Origin of the sequence: Falsigemmobacter faecalis, assembly GCF_003863335.1 — a bacterium.
GTDB lineage: Bacteria > Pseudomonadota > Alphaproteobacteria > Rhodobacterales > Rhodobacteraceae > Wagnerdoeblera > Wagnerdoeblera faecalis.
In genome coordinates this window covers 78,790-97,749 of sequence record NZ_RRAZ01000010.1, presented here as the reverse complement: position 1 = coordinate 97,749, position 18,960 = coordinate 78,790, and the positions used below count along the sequence as shown (strand labels likewise).

Below are 18,960 nucleotides of genomic sequence, written 5' to 3'. Positions count from 1 at the left end.
TCGGTGCGGTGCGGTGCGGTGCGGTGCGGTGCGGTGCGGTGCGGTGCGGTGCGGTGCGGTGCGATGCGGCTGGCGGTTTCAGGCCCGCAGGCCGGTTTCGCGCAGCAGGCCCCGGCGCTTGGCCTCATAATAATAGCCCCGCGCATACCAGGAGACGGCGCGGTCGTGGCTGCCATCCGCCACCATCCAGGCCCCGCGCAGATATTTCACCGCATAGCGCAGGTTGGTGTCGGGGTTCAGCAGCTCCTCAGGGCTGCCGCGATAGCCCATGGTGCGGGCGGTCTGCGGCATGATCTGCATCAGCCCGTAATAGCCGCCGTTGCGGGCGCGGGGGTTATATTTGCTCTCCCGCTGCACGACGCGGTGCACCAGGCCGCGCGGCACATCGTAATGATCGGCGTAGTGATGGATCAGGCGGTTGATCTCAGGGCTCGGGCCGGTGCCGTAATCGCGGGTCTCATCGCGGCGGCCCCCCCCGCAGGCCGTCAGCCCCGAGGTCAGCAGACCGGCAATCAGCATACGGCGCGAAAGCGAAGGCATGGGGCATCTCCTGTTGATCCTCCCCGCAATAGCGCGCCGGAAGCACAGGGCAAGATGGAATTTTCTTCAAAGCCGCATCGGCGTTTTCATCGGCAGAGCCATGCTCATTCTGCTGGACCCGCAATCTCTGTCTCGCTAGCCTGGGCGGGAACGAAGGGGAATTCATGCTACGCTATGCGGCTTCGCGGCTTGTCTCACTGATCCTGAGCCTCGTAGTGGCGAGTCTCGTGATTTTTGCCGTGCTCGAAATCATTCCGGGCGATGCGGCAAGTTTCATGCTGGGGATGAATGCCGCTCCCGATACGCTTGCGGCTCTGCGCGAGCAGCTTGGGCTGAACGGCTCGCTGCTGTCGCGCTATCTGGTCTGGGTGACGGGCATGCTGCAGGGCGATTTTGGCACCTCTTATACCTATCGCACCCCGGTCTCAGAGCTGATTGCCGCGCGGATGGAAGTCTCGGTGCCGCTGACGCTTTATGCGCTGGTGCTTTCGACGGCCATTGCGCTGCCGGTGGGGCTGCTGGCGGCGGCGCGGCAGGGCAAAGCCACGGATCTGGCGGTCATGGGCACTACGCAGCTGGGCGTGGCGGTGCCGAATTTCTGGTTTGCGATGATCCTTGTGCTGATTTTCGCGGTCAATCTGCGCTGGCTGCCTTCGGGCGGCTTTCCGGGGTGGGAGAAGGGGATCTGGGTCAATGTCAAAGCCCTGACGCTTCCGGCGGTGGCGCTGGCGCTGCCCCAGGCCTCGATCCTTGCGCGGGTGATGCGGTCCTCAGTGCTTGAGACGCTGACCCAGGATTATGTGCGCACGGCGCGGGCCAAGGGGCTGAACCGCACCCAGGCCGTGCTGCGCCATGCTTTTCGCAATGCGCTGATCCCGGTGCTGACCATTCTGGGGCTGCAGTTCAGCTTTCTGCTGGCGGGCGCGATCATCATTGAGAATGTCTTTTTCCTGCCGGGGCTTGGCCGTCTGATCTTTCAGGGCATCACGCAGCGCGATCTGATCGTGGTGAAATCTGTGGTGATGCTGCTGGTCGGCGCGGTGATCCTGGTGAATTTTCTGGTGGATCTGGCCTATGCCCTGGTCGACCCGCGGTTGCGGAGGCGCGCATGAGGACCCGCTGGAGCCTTTATCTCGGGGCCGCGCTGGCGGGGCTTTTCGCGCTGGCGGCGCTGATTTCGCTGGTCTGGGTGCCGGTGCCGGTCGAGCAGCTGGCGATTGCCAATAAGATGAAGCCGGTCGGCACGCCAGGGTTCCTGCTGGGGACCGATCACTTTGGCCGCGATATCCTGTCGATGCTGATGGTGGGGGCGCGCACCTCTATCGCGGTGGCGATCCTGGCCGTGGGCATTGGCATCGCCTTTGGCGTGCCACTGGGCCTGCTGGCGGCGGCGCGGCGCGGCGGGCTGGTGGATGAGCTGGTCATGCGCGGCAATGATCTGGTCTTTGCCTTCCCCTCGCTGGTCATTGCCATTCTGATCACGGCCGTCTTTGGCCCCTCGGCCACCAATGCAATCATCGCCATCGGGATCTTCAATATTCCGGTCTTTGCGCGGGTGACGCGCGGCGGGGCACTCTCGCTCTGGACGCTGGATTATATCCGCGCGGCGGAAGTGGCCGGCAAGGGTCAGGCCCGCATCTCGGCTGAGCATATCCTGCCCAATATCGCCAATCTGCTGATCGTGCAGGGCACCATTCAGTTCTCGCTGGGCATTCTGGCCGAGGCCGGGCTGTCCTACGTGGGTCTGGGCGCCCAGCCGCCGATCCCCTCCTGGGGGCGGATGCTGGCGGAAAGCCAGACGATGATTTCCATGGCTCCGCATCTGGCGATCCTGCCGGGTCTGGCGATCGTTCTGACGGTGCTGGGGCTGAACCTGATGGGAGACGGGCTGCGCGATCTCCTGGATCCGCGGTTGAGGCGCGCAAGATGAGCCTGTTGTCGGTCGAAAATCTGTCGCTCTCGATCCATGGGACGCCGATCCTTGAGAATGTCTCCTTCACCATGAAGGCGGGCGAGGTCTTTGGTCTGGTCGGCGAAAGCGGCTCGGGCAAATCGCTGACCTCTTTTTCGGTCATGGGGTTGCTGCCTGAAGGGGCGAAGGTCTCGGGGGCTGCAAAGCTGCAGGGGCATGATCTGCTGGCGCTGACAGAATCGCAGATGTGCCATGTGCGCGGCCGCGAGATCGGCATGATCTTCCAGGAGCCGATGACCGCGCTGAACCCGGTGCAAAGCATCGGCGATCAGGTGGCGGAGACCCTGGTGATCCATGGCGCGGCAACCCGGGCGGAAGCGCTGCGGATCGCGCGCGACAAGCTGAACCGTGTGGGGCTGACCGAGGATCGCTTTCCGCTGTCGCGCTTTCCGCATGAGTTGTCCGGCGGGCAGCGCCAGCGGGTCTGCATTGCCATGGCCATTGCTTTGCGCCCGAAGCTTTTGATCGCCGATGAGCCGACGACGGCGCTGGATGTGACGACCCAGGCGCAGATCCTGGATCTGTTGAAAGATCTGGTCGCGGAAGAGGGCATGGGGCTTTTGCTCATCACCCATGATCTGGCGGTGGTGGCGGGCGTGGCTGATGAAGTCGCCGTCATGCAGCAGGGCCGCATCGTCGAGCAGGGACCGACCGAGGCTTTGTTCCGCACCCGCGCGCATGACTACACCCGCCGCCTTTTCGCGGCCTCTGCCCATCAGCCCGACCGCGCCGCCACCGCCGGGACTGAGCCTTTATTGAGCGTGGATGGCGTGCGGCGCAGCTATGCCCTGCCGAGGGCGGGCTTTTTCGGCCCCCAACCCCGGCTGGAGGCCGTCAAAGGCGTCAGCTTCACCCTGCACCGGGGCGAAAGCCTTGGCCTGGTGGGGGAATCGGGCTGCGGGAAATCCACCCTCACCCGCGCGATCCTGGGGCTGGAGCCGATTCAGGGCGGCAGCATCACGCTTTGCGGTGAAAAGATCCGCGCCGGGGCCGTCCCCCCTGCGCAGCGCGCCCGGATGCAGGTGGTTTTCCAGGACCCCTACGGCAGCTTTAACCCGCGCCACAAAGTGGGCCGCCTGGTGGCAGAGCCCTTCCACCTCGCCCCGATCCCTCCGGCCGGGCAGCGCGACCGCGTGGCGGCGGCGCTGACGGAAGTGGGGCTTAAACCCTCAGATGCTGAGAAATACATCCACGAATTCTCGGGGGGGCAGCGCCAGCGGATCGCCATTGCCCGGGCGCTGATCGTGCGGCCGGAGCTTATCATCCTCGATGAGGCGGTCTCGGCGCTGGATGTGCGGGTGCGGGCGCAGATCCTTGATCTGCTGGCCGATCTGCAGGGGCGTCTGGGGCTGTCTTATCTCTTTATCAGCCACGATCTGCATGTGGTGCGTGCCATTACGGACCGGGTTCTGGTGATGAAATCCGGTGAAATTGTTGAACAGGGCCTGACGGGGGCGGTGTTTTCTGCCCCGCGCCATTCCTATACCCGCCAACTGATCGCTGCGACGCCGGTGATCCCGTCTGACTGGACTGTTTCAAATGACGCTTTGGTATGAGCCGCGCGAAATTCTGATCGGCGGCACCTGGCGCCGCACCGCTGAGGTGCTGGGCGTCGAAGACCCCTCCACCGGTGAGATCTGGTCCGAAATCGCCGCAGGCGGCGCGGCTGACATCGATGAGGCCGTGGCCGCAGCTGAGGCGGCGCTGCAGGGCGACTGGGGCCGTATGCCCGCCTTTGAGCGTGGCCGCGTGCTGATGAATATCAGCCGCAAAATCCTTGAACACACCGAAGAGCTGGCCATCATTGAGGCCCGCGACGTCGGCAAACCCCTGAAACAGGCCCGCGCCGATGCCATCGCCATGGCGCGGTATTTTGAATTCTACGCCGGGGCCTGCGATAAATTCCACGGCGAGACGATCCCCTTTCTGGATGGCTATACCGTCTATACCCTGCGTGAGCCGCATGGCGTGACCGGCCATATCATCCCCTGGAATTACCCGATGCAGATCCTTGGCCGCTCGGTCGGGGCGGCGCTGGCCATGGGAAATGCCACGGTGCTGAAACCCGCGGAAGAAGCCAGCCTGACGGCCCTGGCCTTTGGCCGCATCGCCATGGCGGCGGGGCTTCCCGCAGGGGCGCTGAATATCGTCACGGGTCTGGGTGAGACCGCCGGGGCCGCGCTCTCAGGGCATCGCGGCATCCACCACATCTCCTTCACCGGCTCGGTGTCGGTGGGGCAACTGATCCAGGCGGCGGCGGCGCGCCATGTGATCCCCGTCACCCTGGAGCTTGGCGGCAAAAGCCCGCAGCTGGTCTTTGAAGACGCCGATCTTGAGAAGGCACTGCCCTTCCTCGTGAATGCGGGCATCCAGAACGCGGGCCAGACCTGTTCGGCCTCCTCGCGCATCCTGGTGCACCGCGCGCGCTATGATGAGGTGGTCACCAGAATGGCCGCCCGCTATGGCGCGCTGCGCGTCGGCGCGGCTTTGAGCGATCCGGATGTCGGCCCGGTGATCTCGGCGAAACAATGCAGCATGATCCACAGCATGCTGGATCTTGGCAAAGATCTGACCCTGGCCGGACAGGGCGTGTTAAGCCCCGACGCCCCTCAGGGCGGGCATTATGTGCTTCCCCGGCTGCTCGCCCAGGTCAACCCCGATCACCGCCTCGCGCAGGAAGAGATTTTCGGCCCCGTTCAGGTCGTCATCCCCTTCAGCGATGAGGAGGAGGCCGTGAAAATCGCCAATGGCACCGAGTTTGGTCTGGTCGCAGGCGTCTGGTCAGAAAACGGCGGCCGCCAGATGCGGATGGCGAAACGCCTGCGCGCGGGCCAGGTTTTCCTGAACAATTACGGCGCGGCAGGCGGGGTGGAACTGCCCTTCGGCGGCATCGGCAAATCCGGCCATGGCCGCGAAAAGGGCTTTGAAGCGCTTTATGGCTTCTCCGTCCTGAAGACGGTTGCCGCGCACCACGGCTGAAACGGGATTTTTAAGGGGGCGGGAGCCCCCTTAAAGCCGGGGTGCGGGGGCGGCAGCCCCCGCTTCCTCTTTCTCGCGGGGCGCTTCGCGCACCGCCACCCAGATCGCCCGGCGCGAGGCCGAGGCAAATTCCCGCCGCCACATCATCGCCAAAGTCACCACCACCGCCAGGGCCAGCGCCGCAGCCCCCGCCAGCCAGGCCAGCGCCGCGATGGCGAAATAGACCGACTGCAGCCCGCGGTTGAAGGAGCGCGCCGCAGTGATATTGATCTCCGCCGCCTGCATCGCACGCCGGTAAGCTCCTGGCGTTTCAGGATCATTCGGCACCGAAGCGATCATGATCGAGCAATAGCCAAAGACCCGGTTCGCCCAGACGAATTTCAAAAAGGCATTGGCGACCAGCAGGATCACCAGCACCAGTTTCGCTTCAATGACCGAACGGCTGGTCTCCAGCGTCAGATCATTGGCAAAGCCCGCCAGCCGTTCCGCATCGCCCAGCAGCGCAATGCCGCCGCCAATCGCGATCATCGAGGTTGAGGCAAAGAAAGAGGTGGACTGACGCAGGCTGTCGATCACATTCGAATCAACGATGCGCGGCTGTCGGGTGACCATGGCCTTCATCCAGTCGCGCCTTATGCGCGACATCAGCACGGTCACCGAAGGATTATGCTTCGGCGGATGCTCAATATAGCGCACCAGCGCCGTCCAGCCGATGAAGAGAAAGGCCAGCGCCGCAGCGTCGGCCGGGGTGAACTGGCTGAGAAGAGAAGTCAGGGTCATGGCACCAGAATGGCCCGCCCGCGGGGGGACAACAAGAGGCTGACCCGCAGCTCAGTTCATCTGAAACTGCAGATCATAGCGTCCGCCCTGAAAATCACCAAAAAGATCACCAAGATCAGGGTGATCCACCGGCTCTCCGGTGTCATCCGGCAGCAGGTTCTGCTCAGAGACATAGGCCACGTAATAGCTTTGGTCGTTCTCGGCGAGCAGATGGTAAAACGGCTGATCGCGGCGCGGGCGCGCTTCTTCGGGAATCGCGGAATACCATTCTTCGGTATTGGCGAATTTCGGGTCCACATCGAAAACCACCCCGCGAAAGGGATGCTTGCGGTGGCGTACCACCTGCCCGAGATGATATTTGGCCTGCGATTTCAGCATCGAAAGACCCTCCGTCCGCCTTCTTTTACGTGACCGCCGGGGCCTTGTCCAGGACAGCCACGCCCTGGCTGCGAAACGGATTGTTGCGCAGCAATCCGCAGGTCGTCTGGCCTACACGGCATTCTTACCGGCTGAGGATTTTCAGGCTGCCTCATCCAGGCTATGGTGGAAAAAAACGACAGGCAGACCATGAAGAGCAGAATTCCCGGACTGGTGGCGCTTTTGCTGCTGCTTGCCTCCTGTGGCGGCGGCAACTTCTCTGCGCCGAGAAATCTCGACAATGCCTGCGCGCTGATGCAGGAACGGCCGAAATATGCCCGCGCCATGAAGGCGGCTGAACGCCGCTGGGGGGTGCCGCTGCATGTGCAGATGGCCGTCATCCATCAGGAATCGCGCTTTGTGGGCAATGCCAAAACGCCCTTCCGCTATACGCTGGGCGTGATCCCCATGGGCCGGCAAAGTTCGGCCTATGGCTACAGTCAGGCGCTGGATGACACCTGGCTTGAGTATCAGCGTGAAGAGGGTCGCAACAGTGCCAAGCGCGACCGCATCCATGATGCGACCGATTTCATGGGCTGGTATTTCCAGAAATCCCAGGAGCGGCTGGGCCTTTCGAAACATGACGCCCGCAACCAGTATCTCGCCTATCACGAGGGCCGCAGCGGCTATGCCCGCGGCAGCTATAACGCCAAGCCCTGGCTTCTGGGCGTGGCGGGCCGGGTTGAGGCACGGGCCGAGCGCTACCGCACCCAGTTGCAGTCCTGCCGCTGAGCCGGTGAATTTACAGCATAACGCCGCCCCCTTTGCCAGGTGGGCGGCGTTGTGCTCTGCGCTTTGAAGATCCGAAGCCGCGGTATGAAAAACCGCCCCCTTGGCAGGGGGCGGCAAAAGAAGGGGGCGTGACCGCTCAGCGGTTGGCGGCACCAGCCGGGTTGGTGCGGCGGTCGGTTGCCTCATTGATGTCGAACTGACGTGCCGAAAGGCGAAGGCCTTTGTTCAACTCGCCAAGGATCATCGTGGTCTGCGAGCCGCTGTCATCGGTGATCACCCATTGACGCAACTCAGTCGGATTGGCGGTGAAGACCATCTCGATCTTGCCGTATTCCGGGTGCTGCGGGTCCTGGGCGGTCACCTTGGTCGTCGGGCCATCCTCGCGGTGTGCCACAACCATCTTCGCCTGGCTAAGGTTCACATTCGGCGCCAGAATCACACTCAGCGGCGTGCGGTTAAGGGGGTAAACCTCCGGCGGCTGGTTCGATTTGGGATCATAAATCGCCACCTGCTGGCCGTCCGCCAGCACCAGGGACTTATCGGGCGGCGCATATTCAAAGCGCACTTTGCCGGGACGCGAGATCTTAATGATGCCGGTGGCAATGGTGCCATCGGCATTGACCTGCGTGAACTCCGCCTGGGCGGTGGTCAGGCTGTTGAGATAGCGCGACAACTCCGTCAGCGGCAGCTTTTCGGCCTGAGCCGGCAGAGCCATCATCAGAGCGGCGATCGGGGCGAGAAGGGGGGCAATACGCATCATAGCCTCAATATAAGGGCAGTTGCGGCGGCAGCCATCCCCCTTCGCGAAGGCGTGACGCGCTGTAACAGAGCGCCGCCGGATCAGGGGGCCGCAAAGCGGTGCCAAAACGGTGTCGGGGCAGTTCATTGGTCAGATAACGCCCCAGCCGGGCGGCCGTTTCCCCGATATTGTGTCGGCGGGGGCAGGGAGGCAGGGAGGACGCCACAGACCGAAGCCTGGTCCTCACGGCTATGTATGATTTCGCGCTTGCTCCTTCGGGGAGCGAGGGGGTTACATCGAAACCGACAGTCAGCAGAACGACTCGGGGAGAAAGAGCCATGCCTGAGACCCCGGAGACCCCGGGCCAGGGCCACAGCGTTGGTCACTCTGGCTCCCCCCATGACCACTCCGCACATGACCATGCCCTTCACACCCACGCGGGCGATGAGAGCGCCCGCCATGACCACTCCGCCGAAAACCCCCACTCCCATGATCACGCAGGCCATGACCACAGCCATGCGCCGAAGGTCACCGGGGGCAATGAGCGGCGGATCTTCATCGTTCTGGTGCTGACGGCGGGGTATGCGCTGATCCAGGCGGTGGGGGGCTGGTTGTCGGGCTCGCTCGCGCTGGTGGCGGATTCGGGGCATATGCTGTCGGATGCGGCGGCGCTGGCTCTGGCGCTGGTGGCCTACCGCGTGGCACGGCGCGCGGCGGATGAGGCGGCGAGTTATGGCTATCACCGGGTTCGGGTGCTGGCGGCGCTGGCCAATGGCGCGGCGCTGCTGCTGCTGGTGGCCTGGATCACCTGGGAGGCCGTGACCCGGCTGCGCACGCCGGTTGAGGTCATGGCCGGGCCGATGCTGGTGGTGGCGGTCATCGGCCTGCTGGTCAATCTGATCGGGGCCTTCGTCCTGATGCGCGGCGAGGGGAGCGATCAGAACCTGAAGGGCGCGCTTTTGCATGTGATCGGCGATCTGCTGGGCTCGGTGGGGGCGATCGGGGCCTCGGTCGGGATTATGCTGACGGGCTGGATGCCGCTTGATCCGATCCTGTCGGTTCTGGTGGCGGTGCTGGTGCTGCGCTCGGCCTGGGGACTGGTGAAAGCCTCGCTGCATGTGCTGCTCCAGGGCACGCCGGCGGGGCTGGCTCCGGAGGTGATCTGCGCGGATCTTGAGGGCCTTGCGCAGGTGGCGGCGGCGGGTCATGTCCATGTCTGGACCCTGACGGATGAGCGCTATGTGGCCACCGTCCATGTCTCCGCCGCTGACGGGGCAGAGCCCCTCGATCTGCCGGATCTGGTGCGCGCCCGACTGGCACAGCGTTTTGGGATTGAGCACGCGACGGTCGAGGTCAACCGGGCGGGGGAACTTCGGCGCGGACACGGTCCGGAAAGCGCGTAATTCCGCTTTGCAGAGACCGGGATAGCGCATAAACTGAGGCGATGCAGAGTTCTGACAGCTCATCGGCGGCCGTTGCCGCCCCTGCGGGGTCATCCCCTGCCGCAGAAGGCCCCGACGGGGACCGAAGCGGCGCGTCCCGATTGCGGGACGCCGGTCAGGTTTACAGGCTGAGCAGAACCAAAGCGCGACTTTGCGCTTTACGCATCAAGCTGGCCTCTGAACCGTTTTCTGCGGGCAGCAGGCTGCACACCTCCCTCGGAGAAAGCTTCAATGTTATTTGAATGGATGTCGGACCCGGCCGCCTGGGCGGGCCTTGCCACGCTGATCATTCTTGAGATCGTGCTGGGCATCGACAACATTGTCTTTATCGCGGTGCTGGCTGAAAAGCTGCCGCCGCATCAGCGCGACAAAGCCCGTCTGCTGGGGCTTGGTCTGGCCCTGGTGATGCGTCTGGTCCTGCTGGCCTCCATCGCCTGGATCATCACGCTTCAGACGACGCTCTTTACGGTCCTCGGTCATGGCTTCTCCGGCCGGGATCTGATTTTGATCTTCGGCGGTGTCTTTCTGCTGTTCAAAGGCACCATGGAGCTGCATGAGCGGCTTGAGGGGCATGCTGAAAAGAAAGAAACCGGCGTTGTTCAGGTGGCCTTCTGGCAGGTCATCCTGCAGATCGTCGTGCTGGATGCGGTCTTCTCGCTCGACAGCGTGATCACGGCCGTTGGCATGGTCCAGCATCTGTCGATCATGTATATCGCCGTGATCCTTGCCATGGGCGTGATGCTCTTTATGGCGAAGTCGCTGATGGCCTTCGTGCTGAAGCATCCGACCGTGGTGATCCTCTGTCTGGGCTTCCTGATGATGATCGGGTTCACCCTCATCGTCGAAGGCTTTGGCTATCATTTGCCCAAGGGCTATCTCTATGCTGCCATTGGCTTCTCGGTGGGTATTGAGGCGCTGAACCAGATCGGCCGCAAGAACCGCGAGCGGTATATCACTTCGGGGGATCTGCGCGACCGCACGGCCTCGGCGGTGCTGCGTCTGCTGGGGGGGAAACGCTCGGATGTGGATCTGGGCTCGGGTGATGCCATCGCTGACCAGGCGGCGCAGCAGGAACTTTTCGCGCAGGAAGAAAAGGAAATGATTGAGGGCGTGCTGGGTCTGGCCGAGCGCCGCGCCACCTCGATCATGACGCCCCGCGCAGAGGTGGACTGGATCGATCTGAACCAGAGCCAGGATGAGATCCGCTCTCAGATCCTCAGCCAGTCGCATTCGCGGTTCATCGTGGCGCGCGGCTCGCTGGATGACTTTGTCGGCGTGGCGCTGGCCCGTGATCTGATGCGCGATCTGCTGACCGAGGGCACGATCAATGTGGAGCGTTCGGTTCGCCAGCCGCTGGTGGTGCATGAAAGCGTCGATGTGCTGCGCCTGATGGAGCATCTGCGCAAATCCCCTGTTCAGCTGGCGGTGATCGTCGATGAATTCGGCTCGTTTGAGGGGATTGCGACCCCCACGGATGTGCTGGAGGCCATCGCCGGGGATTTCCCCGACGAAGATGAGGCGCCGCTGACCGCCGAGCAGGCCGAAGACGGCTCCTGGCTGGTCGACGGCTGGATCGACATCCGCCATGCCTCGCGGCTGCTGGAGGCCGATCTGGCCGATGATGCCGAGCGGTATTCGACGCTGGCGGGCTATGTGCTGTGGCAGCTGGGCCGTCTGCCGGTGCCGGGTGATCGGGTGAAGGCCGGGCCGCTGGAGTTTGAGGTGATCGCCATGGAAGGCCGCGCCATCGATAAAGTGCGCGTCCGCCGGGAGGCCGCGCCGGAGTATTGATCCGCGTCATGCAGGAGCGTGGAAAGCCCGGGGCCGCTGGCCCCGGGCTTTTTCATGTCACGACTGAGCGAGGCGGGGCGGTTTCGGCTTGCGTATTCCTTAGTAAAATACCAGGATATTGGGGAATTTTACGGAGAGGACCCCGCTATGACCGCGCTTCGCCCTGTCACTGCTGACATTTCTGCCACCCGGGCGCTGCAGACCGTCACCGGATTGGGCTGCGATCAGACCGAGCGGGGGGTGCTGTCCGTGGTGCGTCATTTCACCATCGCCAATCAAAGGCCCCGGAGTGAGGCCTGGACCCATGCCTTCACCATCGCGACGGAGCGCTGGGGCGATCTCAGGGGTCTTGAGATTGCCGGGGCGGCGGCGGATCTGGTGCAGGCGCTTCTGGCGCTGCGTGAGGGGGCGTTTGCGGTGCATGACCCCCTCGATCTGCACGCCCGCCTGCGGCTAAGTGATGATGAGGCCGCGCTTTTACGGCTGCTGCGCGCCCTGCGTCAGGATCTGACCCCGCTGGCGCGGGAGGAACTGGCAGGCCTGGGCCACGGGCGCATTGATCCCGCGCTGATCACCGCAGCACTTCGCCTCTCGCGTTTGCTGCCTGCCCCGCGCGGCGGCTCGGTTTATCACGCCAGCCACCCGGGCCTGCGCCTCGTGCAATAAGCGCGGCGGCCCCTGCTGTCCGAAGGGGGCGGGCTGTCTGAACCCCTGGCCCTGCTGAATGTCCTGAGGCGAGGCCCTTCATCCCCGCTTTCCAGCCGAAATCTGCTGATGCGGCCTCTCAGACCGAAGGCAAGGCCATCCGGCGCAGGCTGTGCTTGCCGCAGTGGCGGGGCTCTCTTACCCTCGCGGGGAATATGAGGGGGCGGGACATGCAGGATACATTCGGTCTGGCGCAGGGCGGTCGGCGGGAAGACCTTCGCTTTTTGAAAGGCGAGGGGCGCTATGTGGCCGATCTGGTGCCCGCGGGCGCGCTTTTCGCAGCCTTTCTGCGCGCGCCCCAGGCCCATGCCCGGATCACCGGACTGGATCTGACCGCGGCGCGGGCGGTGCCGGGGGTCCGGCTCGTCTGGGCGCTGCCGGATCTGGAGGCCGCGGGCGTGAACCCGGCGATGCGCGGCTACCGGGTCAACGGCCCGGATGGATCGCCCGGGGCAGGGCCGGAGCGCCCGGTCCTTGCCCGCGACATTGTTCGCTTTGCGGGGGAGCTGATCGCCTGCGTGGTGGCCGCAACCCCCGCTGCTGCCCGCGACGGGGTTGAGGCGATCCTCGCGGATCTCGACGATCTGCCGGTGAAAACCGACCTCGCGCCGGGCGGACCTGCGCTGCATCCCGAGGCGCCGGACAACATTGGTTATCGCTTTGCCCTGGGCGATGCCCCTGCGGTGGAGGCGGCCTTTGCGCGCGCCGCCCGCACCGTCTCGCTGCAGATCGCCGATCACCGCGTTGCGGCGGCCAGCATGGAGCCGCGCGGCGCTTTTGCCGAATGGGACGGCACGCGGCTGCATCTTTGCGTGAACGGCCAGGGCGTCTGGGGCCAGAAGGCGCAGCTGGCCACCCAGCTGAACCTGCCCCCTGAGGCGATACGCGTCACCAACCCCGATGTCGGCGGTGGCTTTGGCATGAAGGCGATGAACTACCCCGAATATATCGTCATCGCCGCCGCCGCCCGCGCGCTGGGCGCGCCGGTCTTCTGGATGTCCGACCGCTCTGAGGCGATGCTCAGCGACAATGCGGGGCGGGATCTGATCTCGCAGGCGGAGCTTGCCTTTGACGCGGATCATCGGATCCTGGCCTACCGCGTTCATAATCTCTCAGCGCTTGGGGCTTATAATTCGCAGTTTGGCCAGGGCGTGCAGTCTGAGATGTTCGCCCGGGTGCTGACCGGGGTTTACGATATTCCGGCGGCGCTTCTGACGGTGGAGGGGATCTATTCCAACACCTGCCAGACCGATGCCTATCGCGGCGCGGGCCGTCCGGAGGCGATCTATGTGCTGGAAACGCTGATGGATCACGCCGCGCGCGCGCTGGATATCTGCCGCTTTGATCTGCGGCGGCGCAATTTCATCCGCCATTTCCCCCATAAAACCCCGATGGGAGAGCTTTATGACGTCGGCGATTTCCACGCGGCCCTGACCAGGCTGGAACTGTCGGCCGATACCGCAGGCTTTGAAGACCGCCGCCGCACAGAAGCCGGGCGTGGCCTTTTGCGCGGTATGGGCGTGGCGAGCTATATTGAGGCCATCATGGGCGCGCCCTCAGAGGCCTCGCAGATTGCGTTTCTGCCGGGCGGCAAGGTCACGCTGCGGGTCGGAACCCAGTCCAACGGCCAGGGCCATGAGACGGTTTTTGCCGAATTTCTCGCCCGTGAAACCGGCATTCCGGCGGAGGACATCACCGTTATTCAGGGCGACAGTGATCTGATCGCCGTGGGCGGCGGCACGGGCGGGTCGCGCTCGGTCACGGTGCAGACCCATGCGACCCGCGCCAATATTGCGCAGATGACGGCGGCCTTTGCGGCGTTCCTGACGCCGGAGTTTGGCGCGGTGCCGGAGTTTGCGGAGGGGCGTTTCAGCCTGCCGGGGCAGAACCGCAGCTTCACCCTGCAGGAGGCGGCGGCGCTGGCGCAGGACCAGGGGCGCGAAGATCTGACCTCGCACCGGGCTGAGGCGACGCTGCCTGCGCGCTCTTTTCCCAATGGCGCGCATCTTTGTGAGGTGGTGATTGACCCCGAGACCGGGGCCACGAGCGTTGATCGCTATCATATCATTGATGATTTCGGCACGCTGCTGGCGCCCGCGCTGGTGCTGGGGCAGGTTCATGGCGGCGTGGTGCAGGGGCTGGGCCAGGTGCTGAGTGAGGCGCTGGTCTATGACGATCAGGGGCAGCTGCTGACCGGAAGTTTCATGGATTACGCCATGCCCCGCGCCGCCGATGTGCCCATGATTGAGGTGGATTTCGCGCCGGTCCCCTCGACCGCGAACAGCCTTGGCATGAAGGGCTGCGGAGAGGCGGGGACGGTGGGGGCCATGGCGGCGGTTGCCAATGCGGTGCGCGATGCCCTGGCCTCGCAGGGGATCGGCTATGCGGATATGCCCTTCCCGCCGGTGAAGCTTTGGTCGCTGCTGCAGCAGCGCGCCTGAGCCGTGCAACGAAAAAGGCCGCCCTTCAGGCGGCCCCATCCGGTGATCTGACGCGCTGATGGCTTATTCCGCCTCATTGGCGGGTTTGGCGTTCAGCAGGCCGTAACGCTCTTCGCCAAGCTTATCAAAGAGGCCGAGCTGGGTTTCCAGGAAGTCGATATGGCCTTCCTCATCGGCGATCAGCGAATCGAAAAGCTGGCGGCTGACGTAATCGCCCGCCTCGTCACAATACCGCCGGGCTTCGATATAGAGGGTGCGGGCGTCATGCTCGCCCGCCAGATCGGCCTCCAGCGTTTCGCGCAGGGTCTGACCGATGCGCAGCGAATCGAGCTTTTGCAGGTTCGGATGGCCCTCAAGGAAGATGATCCGCGCGATCAGGCGGTCGGCGTGGCGCATCTCTTCGATTGATTCTTCGCGGCTTTTGTCGGCAAGGCGGCCATAGCCCCAGTCTTCCTGCAGGCGGTAATGCAGCCAGTACTGGCTGACCGCCGTCAGTTCCGACCGCAGCGCGGCGTTCAGATATTCAATAACCTTAATGTCGCCTTTCATGGCGCGCTCCTTTTGCTGGACCTGCCACAGGCCGTTGCGCTGTGCCGCTCAAGCGTAATCCCGCCTCTCCCGGTTTGTCTACGGGGCTGCAGCAGAATCTTAGAACAATTCTAAGTCTTGAGACTGACACTCTGCCGCTCAGCCACCGACCTTCCGTCAGCGGGGCAGCACTGCTCAGCCGCCTGTGGCAGGAGAACGCACAAAAGGCGGAAGTGTTTCAGAAAATCTCAGCCTGCGACGCGTTTTGCACGGATCGGGCTGCGCAGGACCGGCGGGCGGCTGTCGGCGTTTTGCACGCCGAACTCTTCGCAGCCGCGCATGGTCGACAGAAAAAGCGGCATACAGCCGCCGCAATCGGCCCGTTTGCCAAGCGCGTGATAGATCTTGCCGGGGGTGATGATCGTATCGGGGTCCGCCGCCCGCATCCATTTAACGGCGGCGCGGATCTCATGGTCCGAAATTGACAGGCAGTGACAGACGATCATCTCAGGTCCGATTATTTAGTCAGGAGCAGCCGGCCCTGGCGGGTGATCCGCAGGGCATAGACCTGTCCGTTCAGCTCAATTCCCGCCAGCCCGCCGCCCTTCGTCAGCGCCAGGGCCTCATGCAGCGGCACCCCGGATGGCAGAGCGCCCGCTGCGCTGGCAGGGGTCTCAGAGGGGTCTTGCAGGGGTCCGTTCAGGTGGCTGCACATTGCGGCGTCCCAGAGGTTCAGGATGCCCCTTAAATCCGACAAAAAGGCTTCGGAGGCAAGCCGTATTGTTTTAGTCGGATATAGATTCCACCCCCGCCAGGCTTGCAGAGCGGCGTTTTGAGCGACATCCTGCCAGGGATTGAGAGGGAGAGTGCCGCCATGACCATTCTTGCCCTGGATCAGGGGACCAGTTCGTCCCGCGCGATTCTCTTTGATGCGGAGCTGCGTCCGCTGCAGATCGCCGCCCGCCCGGTCACCCAAAGCTACCCCCGCCCCGGTGAGGTCGAGCATAACCCGCGGGAGCTGCTCGACGGCATTCTCTCCTGCGCGCGCGAGGTGCTGGCCCGGGTGCCCAAAGGCTCAGTGGCGGCGATCGGGCTGACGAACCAGCGCGAGACCACGATCCTGTGGGACCGCGCCAGCGGAGAGGCGCTGCACCCGGCCATCGTCTGGCAGGACCGCCGCACCGCCGCCGCCTGTGAGGCCCTGCGCGCGGCCGGTCACGAGGATCTGATCCGCGCGCGCAGCGGGCTGCTGGCCGATCCCTATTTTTCCGCCGGCAAACTCTCCTGGCTTCTGGATCACCTCCCCGGAGCCCGCGCCCGCGCCGAGGCCGGAGAGCTGTGCTTTGGCACCGTCGACAGCTGGCTGATCCGGCATCTGACGGCCGGGCGGCTGCATGTGACCGATGCCACCAATGCCGCGCGCACCGGGCTTTTCAACATTCACACGCAGCGCTGGGATGAGGCGCTTTGCGCGCTCTGGCGGATCCCCATGGCGCTGCTTCCGGAGGTGCGCGACAGCGCGGGTGATTTTGGCGTGACCGATGTGGCGGCCCTTGGGCAGGCGCTGCCGATCCGGGGCGTGGCGGGCGATCAGCAGGCCGCCGCCATGGGGCAGGGCTGCTTTGCGCCGGGGCAGATCAAATCGACCTATGGCACCGGCTGCTTTGTACTGCTCAATACCGGGGCTCAGGCCGTGCAGTCGCGCCACCGGCTGCTGACCACCGTGGCCGCGCGCCTGCGGGGAGAGGTCAGCTATGCGCTGGAGGGCGCGATTTTCGTCGCGGGTGCGGCGGTGCAATGGCTGCGCGACGGCCCCGGGCTGATCGCCCGCCCCGAAGAGCTGGAGGCGCTGGCCGCGCTGGCCGATCCCGCAGATGGCACTTTGCTGGTTCCGGCCTTTTCGGGGCTTGGCGCGCCCTGGTGGTCGCCCGACAGTCGCGGCGCGCTGCTGGGGCTAAGCGCGCGCAGTGGCCGCGCTGAGATAGCCCGGGCGGTGCTGCAATCGGCGGGCTATCAGACCCGCGATCTTATTGGTGCGATGCAGGCCGACTGGCCGGGCGGCGCGGATATGGTGCTCAGGGTGGATGGCGGAATGGCCACCTCGGATGCGGTGGTGCAGTTTATTGCGGATATTCTGGGCGCGCCGGTGGACCGCGCCGAAGTGACCGAGGCCACCGCCCGCGGGGTGGCCTGGCTTGCGGCCTGGGCCTCGGATCTGGCACCTGGCCCGCAGGAGTTTGCCCGCAGCTGGCAGGCCGGGCGGCGCTTTGAGCCGCAGATGGACCCGGCCATCCGCGCGGCGCGCTATGCCCGCTGGCAAAAAGCGGTGGCGGCCACGCTGGCCTTCTGAGGGGCCGCCCTGCCGCAAAGGCCGGGGCGGGAAAATTCGTGTGTCATCGCATTTTAGCGCTGATACCCGCTTGACGGCCTTGGGCAAAATACCTAATCAGGCCGCACGACAGGGGTATAGCTCAGCTGGTAGAGCGACGGTCTCCAAAACCGTAGGTCGCGGGTTCGAACCCTGCTGCCCCTGCCATTTTCTTCCGACATCGCTGTTTTTACGCCTTGCCGTCAGGCCTTCGCTTGACCTGTGAGCATTTGCGCGTCACCCATCTGCGAAGTGTTTCGCGCAGACGGTTCCTCGTGCTGCGCGGTTTTGCGACGAGGGATCATGGCGCAAGAGAGTTCCGTTCCGCAGCATCTGGCAGGGCTTGAGCCGGGGTTCGATCTGCCCGCGCTGCCGGGCATGTCGCTCTCAGAGGTGCAGACCCCGGCGCTGATTCTGGATCTCGATGCGCTCGCGCGCAATCTGCGCCGCATGAGCACCTTTGTCGCCACCCATGGCATGAAGCTGCGGGTCCACGGCAAGATGCACCGCTCGGTCGATGTCTACCGCCTGCAGGAGCAGATCGGCGGCGCGAGCGGTATCTGCTGCCAGAAGGTCTCTGAGGCTGAGGTTTTCGCCCGTGCCGGGGTGAAGGACATTCTGATCAGCAATGAAGTGCGCGACCCGCGGATGATCGACCGTCTGGCGCAGCTGCCGCGCTTTGGCGGGCGGGTCGCCGTTTGTGTGGATGCGCCCGGGGCGGTGGCTGATCTGGCGCAGGCGGTGGCGCGGCACGGATATCCGCTGGATGTGCTGGTCGAATATGACAGCGGTGCCGGGCGCTGCGGCGTGCAGGGCGCCGATGCGGCCGTGGCGCTGGCGCAGGCCATCACGGCGGCCGAGGGGCTGCGCTATGCGGGGCTGCAGAGCTATCAGGGCTCGGTGCAGCATCTGACCGAATTCAACAGCCGCCGTGCCGCTGCCGCAGAGGCGATTTTGCGCACTGCAGAGGTGATTGACGCGCTGAAAGCGGCCGGACTTCCCCCCGAAACCGTGACCGGGGCGGGGACGGGCAGCTATACCTTTGAGACGTCGTCGGGGATTTATACCGAGCTGCAATGCGGCAGCTATGCCTTTATGGATGCCGATTATGGCCGCGTTCTCGATATTGAGGGGCGCCGCTTTGATGAGGGCCTCTGGGAGAATGCACTTTTTGTGCTGACCCAGGTCATCAGCACCGCAAAGCCCGGCCAGGCGGTGACGGATGCCGGGCTGAAAAGCCTGACCATGGAATCAGGTCTGCCGCTGGTCTTCGGGCGGCCGGGTCTGACCTGCACGGGCGTGTCAGACGAGCATAGCCAGATCCGCGACCCGGAGGGGGTCCTGCGGATCGGCGAGCGGCTGCGGCTGGTGCCCGGGCACTGCGATCCGACCTGCAATCTGCATGACTGGTATGTTGGTCTGCGCGGCGATCAGGTGGAAGTGCTCTGGCCGGTCTCGGCCCGGGGGAGGTCTTACTGAAACGGGGGGCGGCTATGCGTCACGCCCTCTGGAAGTTCCGCTTCGTC

Annotated in this window: 18 protein-coding genes and 1 tRNA gene; 12 read left to right on the top strand and 7 right to left on the bottom strand. The window is 64.5% G+C overall.

What is annotated here, in order from left to right; translation table 11 throughout:
• Positions 1-78 precede the first annotated feature (78 nt).
• Complete coding sequence (locus tag EG244_RS08605; protein WP_124964596.1) at positions 79-540, bottom strand: lytic transglycosylase domain-containing protein; 462 nt, start codon at positions 538-540, stop codon at positions 79-81.
• A 164-nt stretch (positions 541-704) separates the two neighbouring features.
• On the opposite strand from EG244_RS08605, the gene EG244_RS08600 reads away from it, so the two are divergent.
• The 4 genes from EG244_RS08600 to EG244_RS08585 are packed head-to-tail and all read left to right on the top strand — an operon-like array spanning position 705 to position 5,491.
• The gene (locus EG244_RS08600; RefSeq protein WP_124964595.1) at positions 705-1,652 is read left to right on the top strand and encodes an ABC transporter permease; all 948 of its coding nucleotides are present in this window, start codon (positions 705-707) and stop codon (positions 1,650-1,652) included.
• Positions 1,649-2,470 (top strand): ABC transporter permease, encoded by an 822-nt coding sequence (locus EG244_RS08595; protein ID WP_124964594.1) that lies wholly within the window; start codon positions 1,649-1,651, stop codon positions 2,468-2,470. The genes EG244_RS08600 and EG244_RS08595 overlap by 4 nt, the downstream gene beginning before the upstream one ends.
• The gene (locus EG244_RS08590) at positions 2,467-4,068 is read left to right on the top strand and encodes an ABC transporter ATP-binding protein (protein ID WP_124964593.1); all 1,602 of its coding nucleotides are present in this window, start codon (positions 2,467-2,469) and stop codon (positions 4,066-4,068) included. The genes EG244_RS08595 and EG244_RS08590 overlap by 4 nt, the downstream gene beginning before the upstream one ends.
• Positions 4,052-5,491 carry an aldehyde dehydrogenase family protein gene (locus EG244_RS08585; RefSeq protein ID WP_124964592.1) on the top strand — a complete coding sequence of 480 codons (1,440 nt, stop codon included), beginning with the start codon at positions 4,052-4,054 and terminating at the stop codon, positions 5,489-5,491. The genes EG244_RS08590 and EG244_RS08585 overlap by 17 nt, the downstream gene beginning before the upstream one ends.
• 30 nt (positions 5,492-5,521) lie before the next feature.
• On the opposite strand, the gene EG244_RS08580 is transcribed toward EG244_RS08585, so the two are convergent.
• Together EG244_RS08580 and hspQ are read right to left on the bottom strand one after the other, a co-directional pair.
• Complete coding sequence (locus EG244_RS08580) at positions 5,522-6,271, bottom strand: DUF599 domain-containing protein (protein WP_124964591.1); 750 nt, start codon at positions 6,269-6,271, stop codon at positions 5,522-5,524.
• 51 nt (positions 6,272-6,322) lie between these two features.
• Positions 6,323-6,649 carry a heat shock protein HspQ gene (hspQ, locus tag EG244_RS08575; RefSeq protein WP_124964590.1) on the bottom strand — a complete coding sequence of 109 codons (327 nt, stop codon included), beginning with the start codon at positions 6,647-6,649 and terminating at the stop codon, positions 6,323-6,325.
• A gap of 189 nt (positions 6,650-6,838) precedes the next feature.
• Here hspQ and EG244_RS08570 point away from each other — a divergent pair, with 189 nt between their 5' ends.
• Positions 6,839-7,420, top strand: coding sequence for a transglycosylase SLT domain-containing protein (locus tag EG244_RS08570; protein ID WP_124964589.1), 582 nt, complete (start codon positions 6,839-6,841; stop codon positions 7,418-7,420).
• Positions 7,421-7,556: 136 nt separating this feature from the next.
• Here EG244_RS08570 and EG244_RS08565 read toward each other — a convergent pair whose 3' ends face one another.
• Complete coding sequence (locus EG244_RS08565) at positions 7,557-8,177, bottom strand: LolA family protein (RefSeq protein WP_124964588.1); 621 nt, start codon at positions 8,175-8,177, stop codon at positions 7,557-7,559.
• A 320-nt stretch (positions 8,178-8,497) separates the two neighbouring features.
• On the opposite strand from EG244_RS08565, the gene EG244_RS08560 reads away from it, so the two are divergent.
• The 4 genes from EG244_RS08560 to EG244_RS08545 all read left to right on the top strand — a co-directional run bounded on the left by EG244_RS08560 (position 8,498) and on the right by EG244_RS08545 (position 14,538).
• On the top strand, positions 8,498-9,562 hold the full coding sequence (locus EG244_RS08560; RefSeq protein WP_124964587.1) for a cation diffusion facilitator family transporter: 1,065 nt from the start codon (positions 8,498-8,500) through the stop codon (positions 9,560-9,562).
• A gap of 270 nt (positions 9,563-9,832) precedes the next feature.
• Positions 9,833-11,392, top strand: a complete 1,560-nt coding sequence (locus EG244_RS08555; protein ID WP_124964586.1) for a TerC family protein — start codon at positions 9,833-9,835, stop codon at positions 11,390-11,392.
• A gap of 147 nt (positions 11,393-11,539) precedes the next feature.
• Positions 11,540-12,058 (top strand): hypothetical protein, encoded by a 519-nt coding sequence (locus EG244_RS08550; RefSeq protein WP_124964585.1) that lies wholly within the window; start codon positions 11,540-11,542, stop codon positions 12,056-12,058.
• Positions 12,059-12,267: 209 nt separating this feature from the next.
• The gene (locus EG244_RS08545; protein WP_124964584.1) at positions 12,268-14,538 is read left to right on the top strand and encodes a xanthine dehydrogenase family protein molybdopterin-binding subunit; all 2,271 of its coding nucleotides are present in this window, start codon (positions 12,268-12,270) and stop codon (positions 14,536-14,538) included.
• Between the two features lie 63 nt (positions 14,539-14,601).
• Here the strand turns inward: EG244_RS08545 and bfr are convergent, their stop codons facing one another.
• The 3 genes from bfr to hemP all read right to left on the bottom strand — a co-directional run bounded on the left by bfr (position 14,602) and on the right by hemP (position 15,823).
• Positions 14,602-15,087: a bacterioferritin gene (gene bfr, locus EG244_RS08540; RefSeq protein ID WP_124964583.1), complete on the bottom strand. Its 486-nt coding sequence runs from the start codon at positions 15,085-15,087 to the stop codon at positions 14,602-14,604.
• 227 nt (positions 15,088-15,314) lie between these two features.
• The gene (locus EG244_RS08535) at positions 15,315-15,572 is read right to left on the bottom strand and encodes a (2Fe-2S)-binding protein (RefSeq protein WP_124964582.1); all 258 of its coding nucleotides are present in this window, start codon (positions 15,570-15,572) and stop codon (positions 15,315-15,317) included.
• Between the two features lie 11 nt (positions 15,573-15,583).
• Complete coding sequence (hemP, locus tag EG244_RS08530; protein WP_407644040.1) at positions 15,584-15,823, bottom strand: hemin uptake protein HemP; 240 nt, start codon at positions 15,821-15,823, stop codon at positions 15,584-15,586.
• Positions 15,824-15,940: 117 nt separating this feature from the next.
• On the opposite strand from hemP, the gene glpK reads away from it, so the two are divergent.
• From glpK to EG244_RS08515, 3 genes are all read left to right on the top strand, one after another.
• Positions 15,941-17,416 (top strand): glycerol kinase GlpK, encoded by a 1,476-nt coding sequence (gene glpK, locus EG244_RS08525; protein ID WP_124964580.1) that lies wholly within the window; start codon positions 15,941-15,943, stop codon positions 17,414-17,416.
• A gap of 110 nt (positions 17,417-17,526) precedes the next feature.
• Positions 17,527-17,602 (top strand) — tRNA-Trp (locus EG244_RS08520).
• Positions 17,603-17,737: 135 nt separating this feature from the next.
• Positions 17,738-18,913 (top strand): DSD1 family PLP-dependent enzyme, encoded by a 1,176-nt coding sequence (locus EG244_RS08515; protein ID WP_124964579.1) that lies wholly within the window; start codon positions 17,738-17,740, stop codon positions 18,911-18,913.
• The last annotated feature ends 47 nt before the right edge of the window (positions 18,914-18,960 follow it).

Bases quoted from the DNA above. Each gene is read 5' to 3' on its own strand.
- EG244_RS08560 (WP_124964587.1), top strand. From the start codon at position 8,498: ATGCCTGAGACCCCGGAGACCCCGGGCCAGGGCCACAGCGTTGGTCAC.
- EG244_RS08585 (WP_124964592.1), top strand. From the start codon at position 4,052: ATGACGCTTTGGTATGAGCCGCGCGAAATTCTGATCGGCGGCACCTGG.
- EG244_RS08550 (WP_124964585.1), top strand. From the start codon at position 11,540: ATGACCGCGCTTCGCCCTGTCACTGCTGACATTTCTGCCACCCGGGCG.
- EG244_RS08595 (WP_124964594.1), top strand. From the start codon at position 1,649: ATGAGGACCCGCTGGAGCCTTTATCTCGGGGCCGCGCTGGCGGGGCTT.
- EG244_RS08515 (WP_124964579.1), top strand. From the start codon at position 17,738: ATGGCGCAAGAGAGTTCCGTTCCGCAGCATCTGGCAGGGCTTGAGCCG.
- EG244_RS08570 (WP_124964589.1), top strand. From the start codon at position 6,839: ATGAAGAGCAGAATTCCCGGACTGGTGGCGCTTTTGCTGCTGCTTGCC.
- hspQ (WP_124964590.1), bottom strand. From the start codon at position 6,649: ATGCTGAAATCGCAGGCCAAATATCATCTCGGGCAGGTGGTACGCCAC.
- EG244_RS08545 (WP_124964584.1), top strand. From the start codon at position 12,268: ATGCAGGATACATTCGGTCTGGCGCAGGGCGGTCGGCGGGAAGACCTT.
- EG244_RS08605 (WP_124964596.1), bottom strand. From the start codon at position 540: ATGCCTTCGCTTTCGCGCCGTATGCTGATTGCCGGTCTGCTGACCTCG.
- EG244_RS08580 (WP_124964591.1), bottom strand. From the start codon at position 6,271: ATGACCCTGACTTCTCTTCTCAGCCAGTTCACCCCGGCCGACGCTGCG.
- glpK (WP_124964580.1), top strand. From the start codon at position 15,941: ATGACCATTCTTGCCCTGGATCAGGGGACCAGTTCGTCCCGCGCGATT.
- EG244_RS08555 (WP_124964586.1), top strand. From the start codon at position 9,833: ATGTTATTTGAATGGATGTCGGACCCGGCCGCCTGGGCGGGCCTTGCC.
- EG244_RS08600 (WP_124964595.1), top strand. From the start codon at position 705: ATGCTACGCTATGCGGCTTCGCGGCTTGTCTCACTGATCCTGAGCCTC.
- EG244_RS08565 (WP_124964588.1), bottom strand. From the start codon at position 8,177: ATGCGTATTGCCCCCCTTCTCGCCCCGATCGCCGCTCTGATGATGGCT.
- EG244_RS08590 (WP_124964593.1), top strand. From the start codon at position 2,467: ATGAGCCTGTTGTCGGTCGAAAATCTGTCGCTCTCGATCCATGGGACG.
- EG244_RS08535 (WP_124964582.1), bottom strand. From the start codon at position 15,572: ATGATCGTCTGTCACTGCCTGTCAATTTCGGACCATGAGATCCGCGCC.
- bfr (WP_124964583.1), bottom strand. From the start codon at position 15,087: ATGAAAGGCGACATTAAGGTTATTGAATATCTGAACGCCGCGCTGCGG.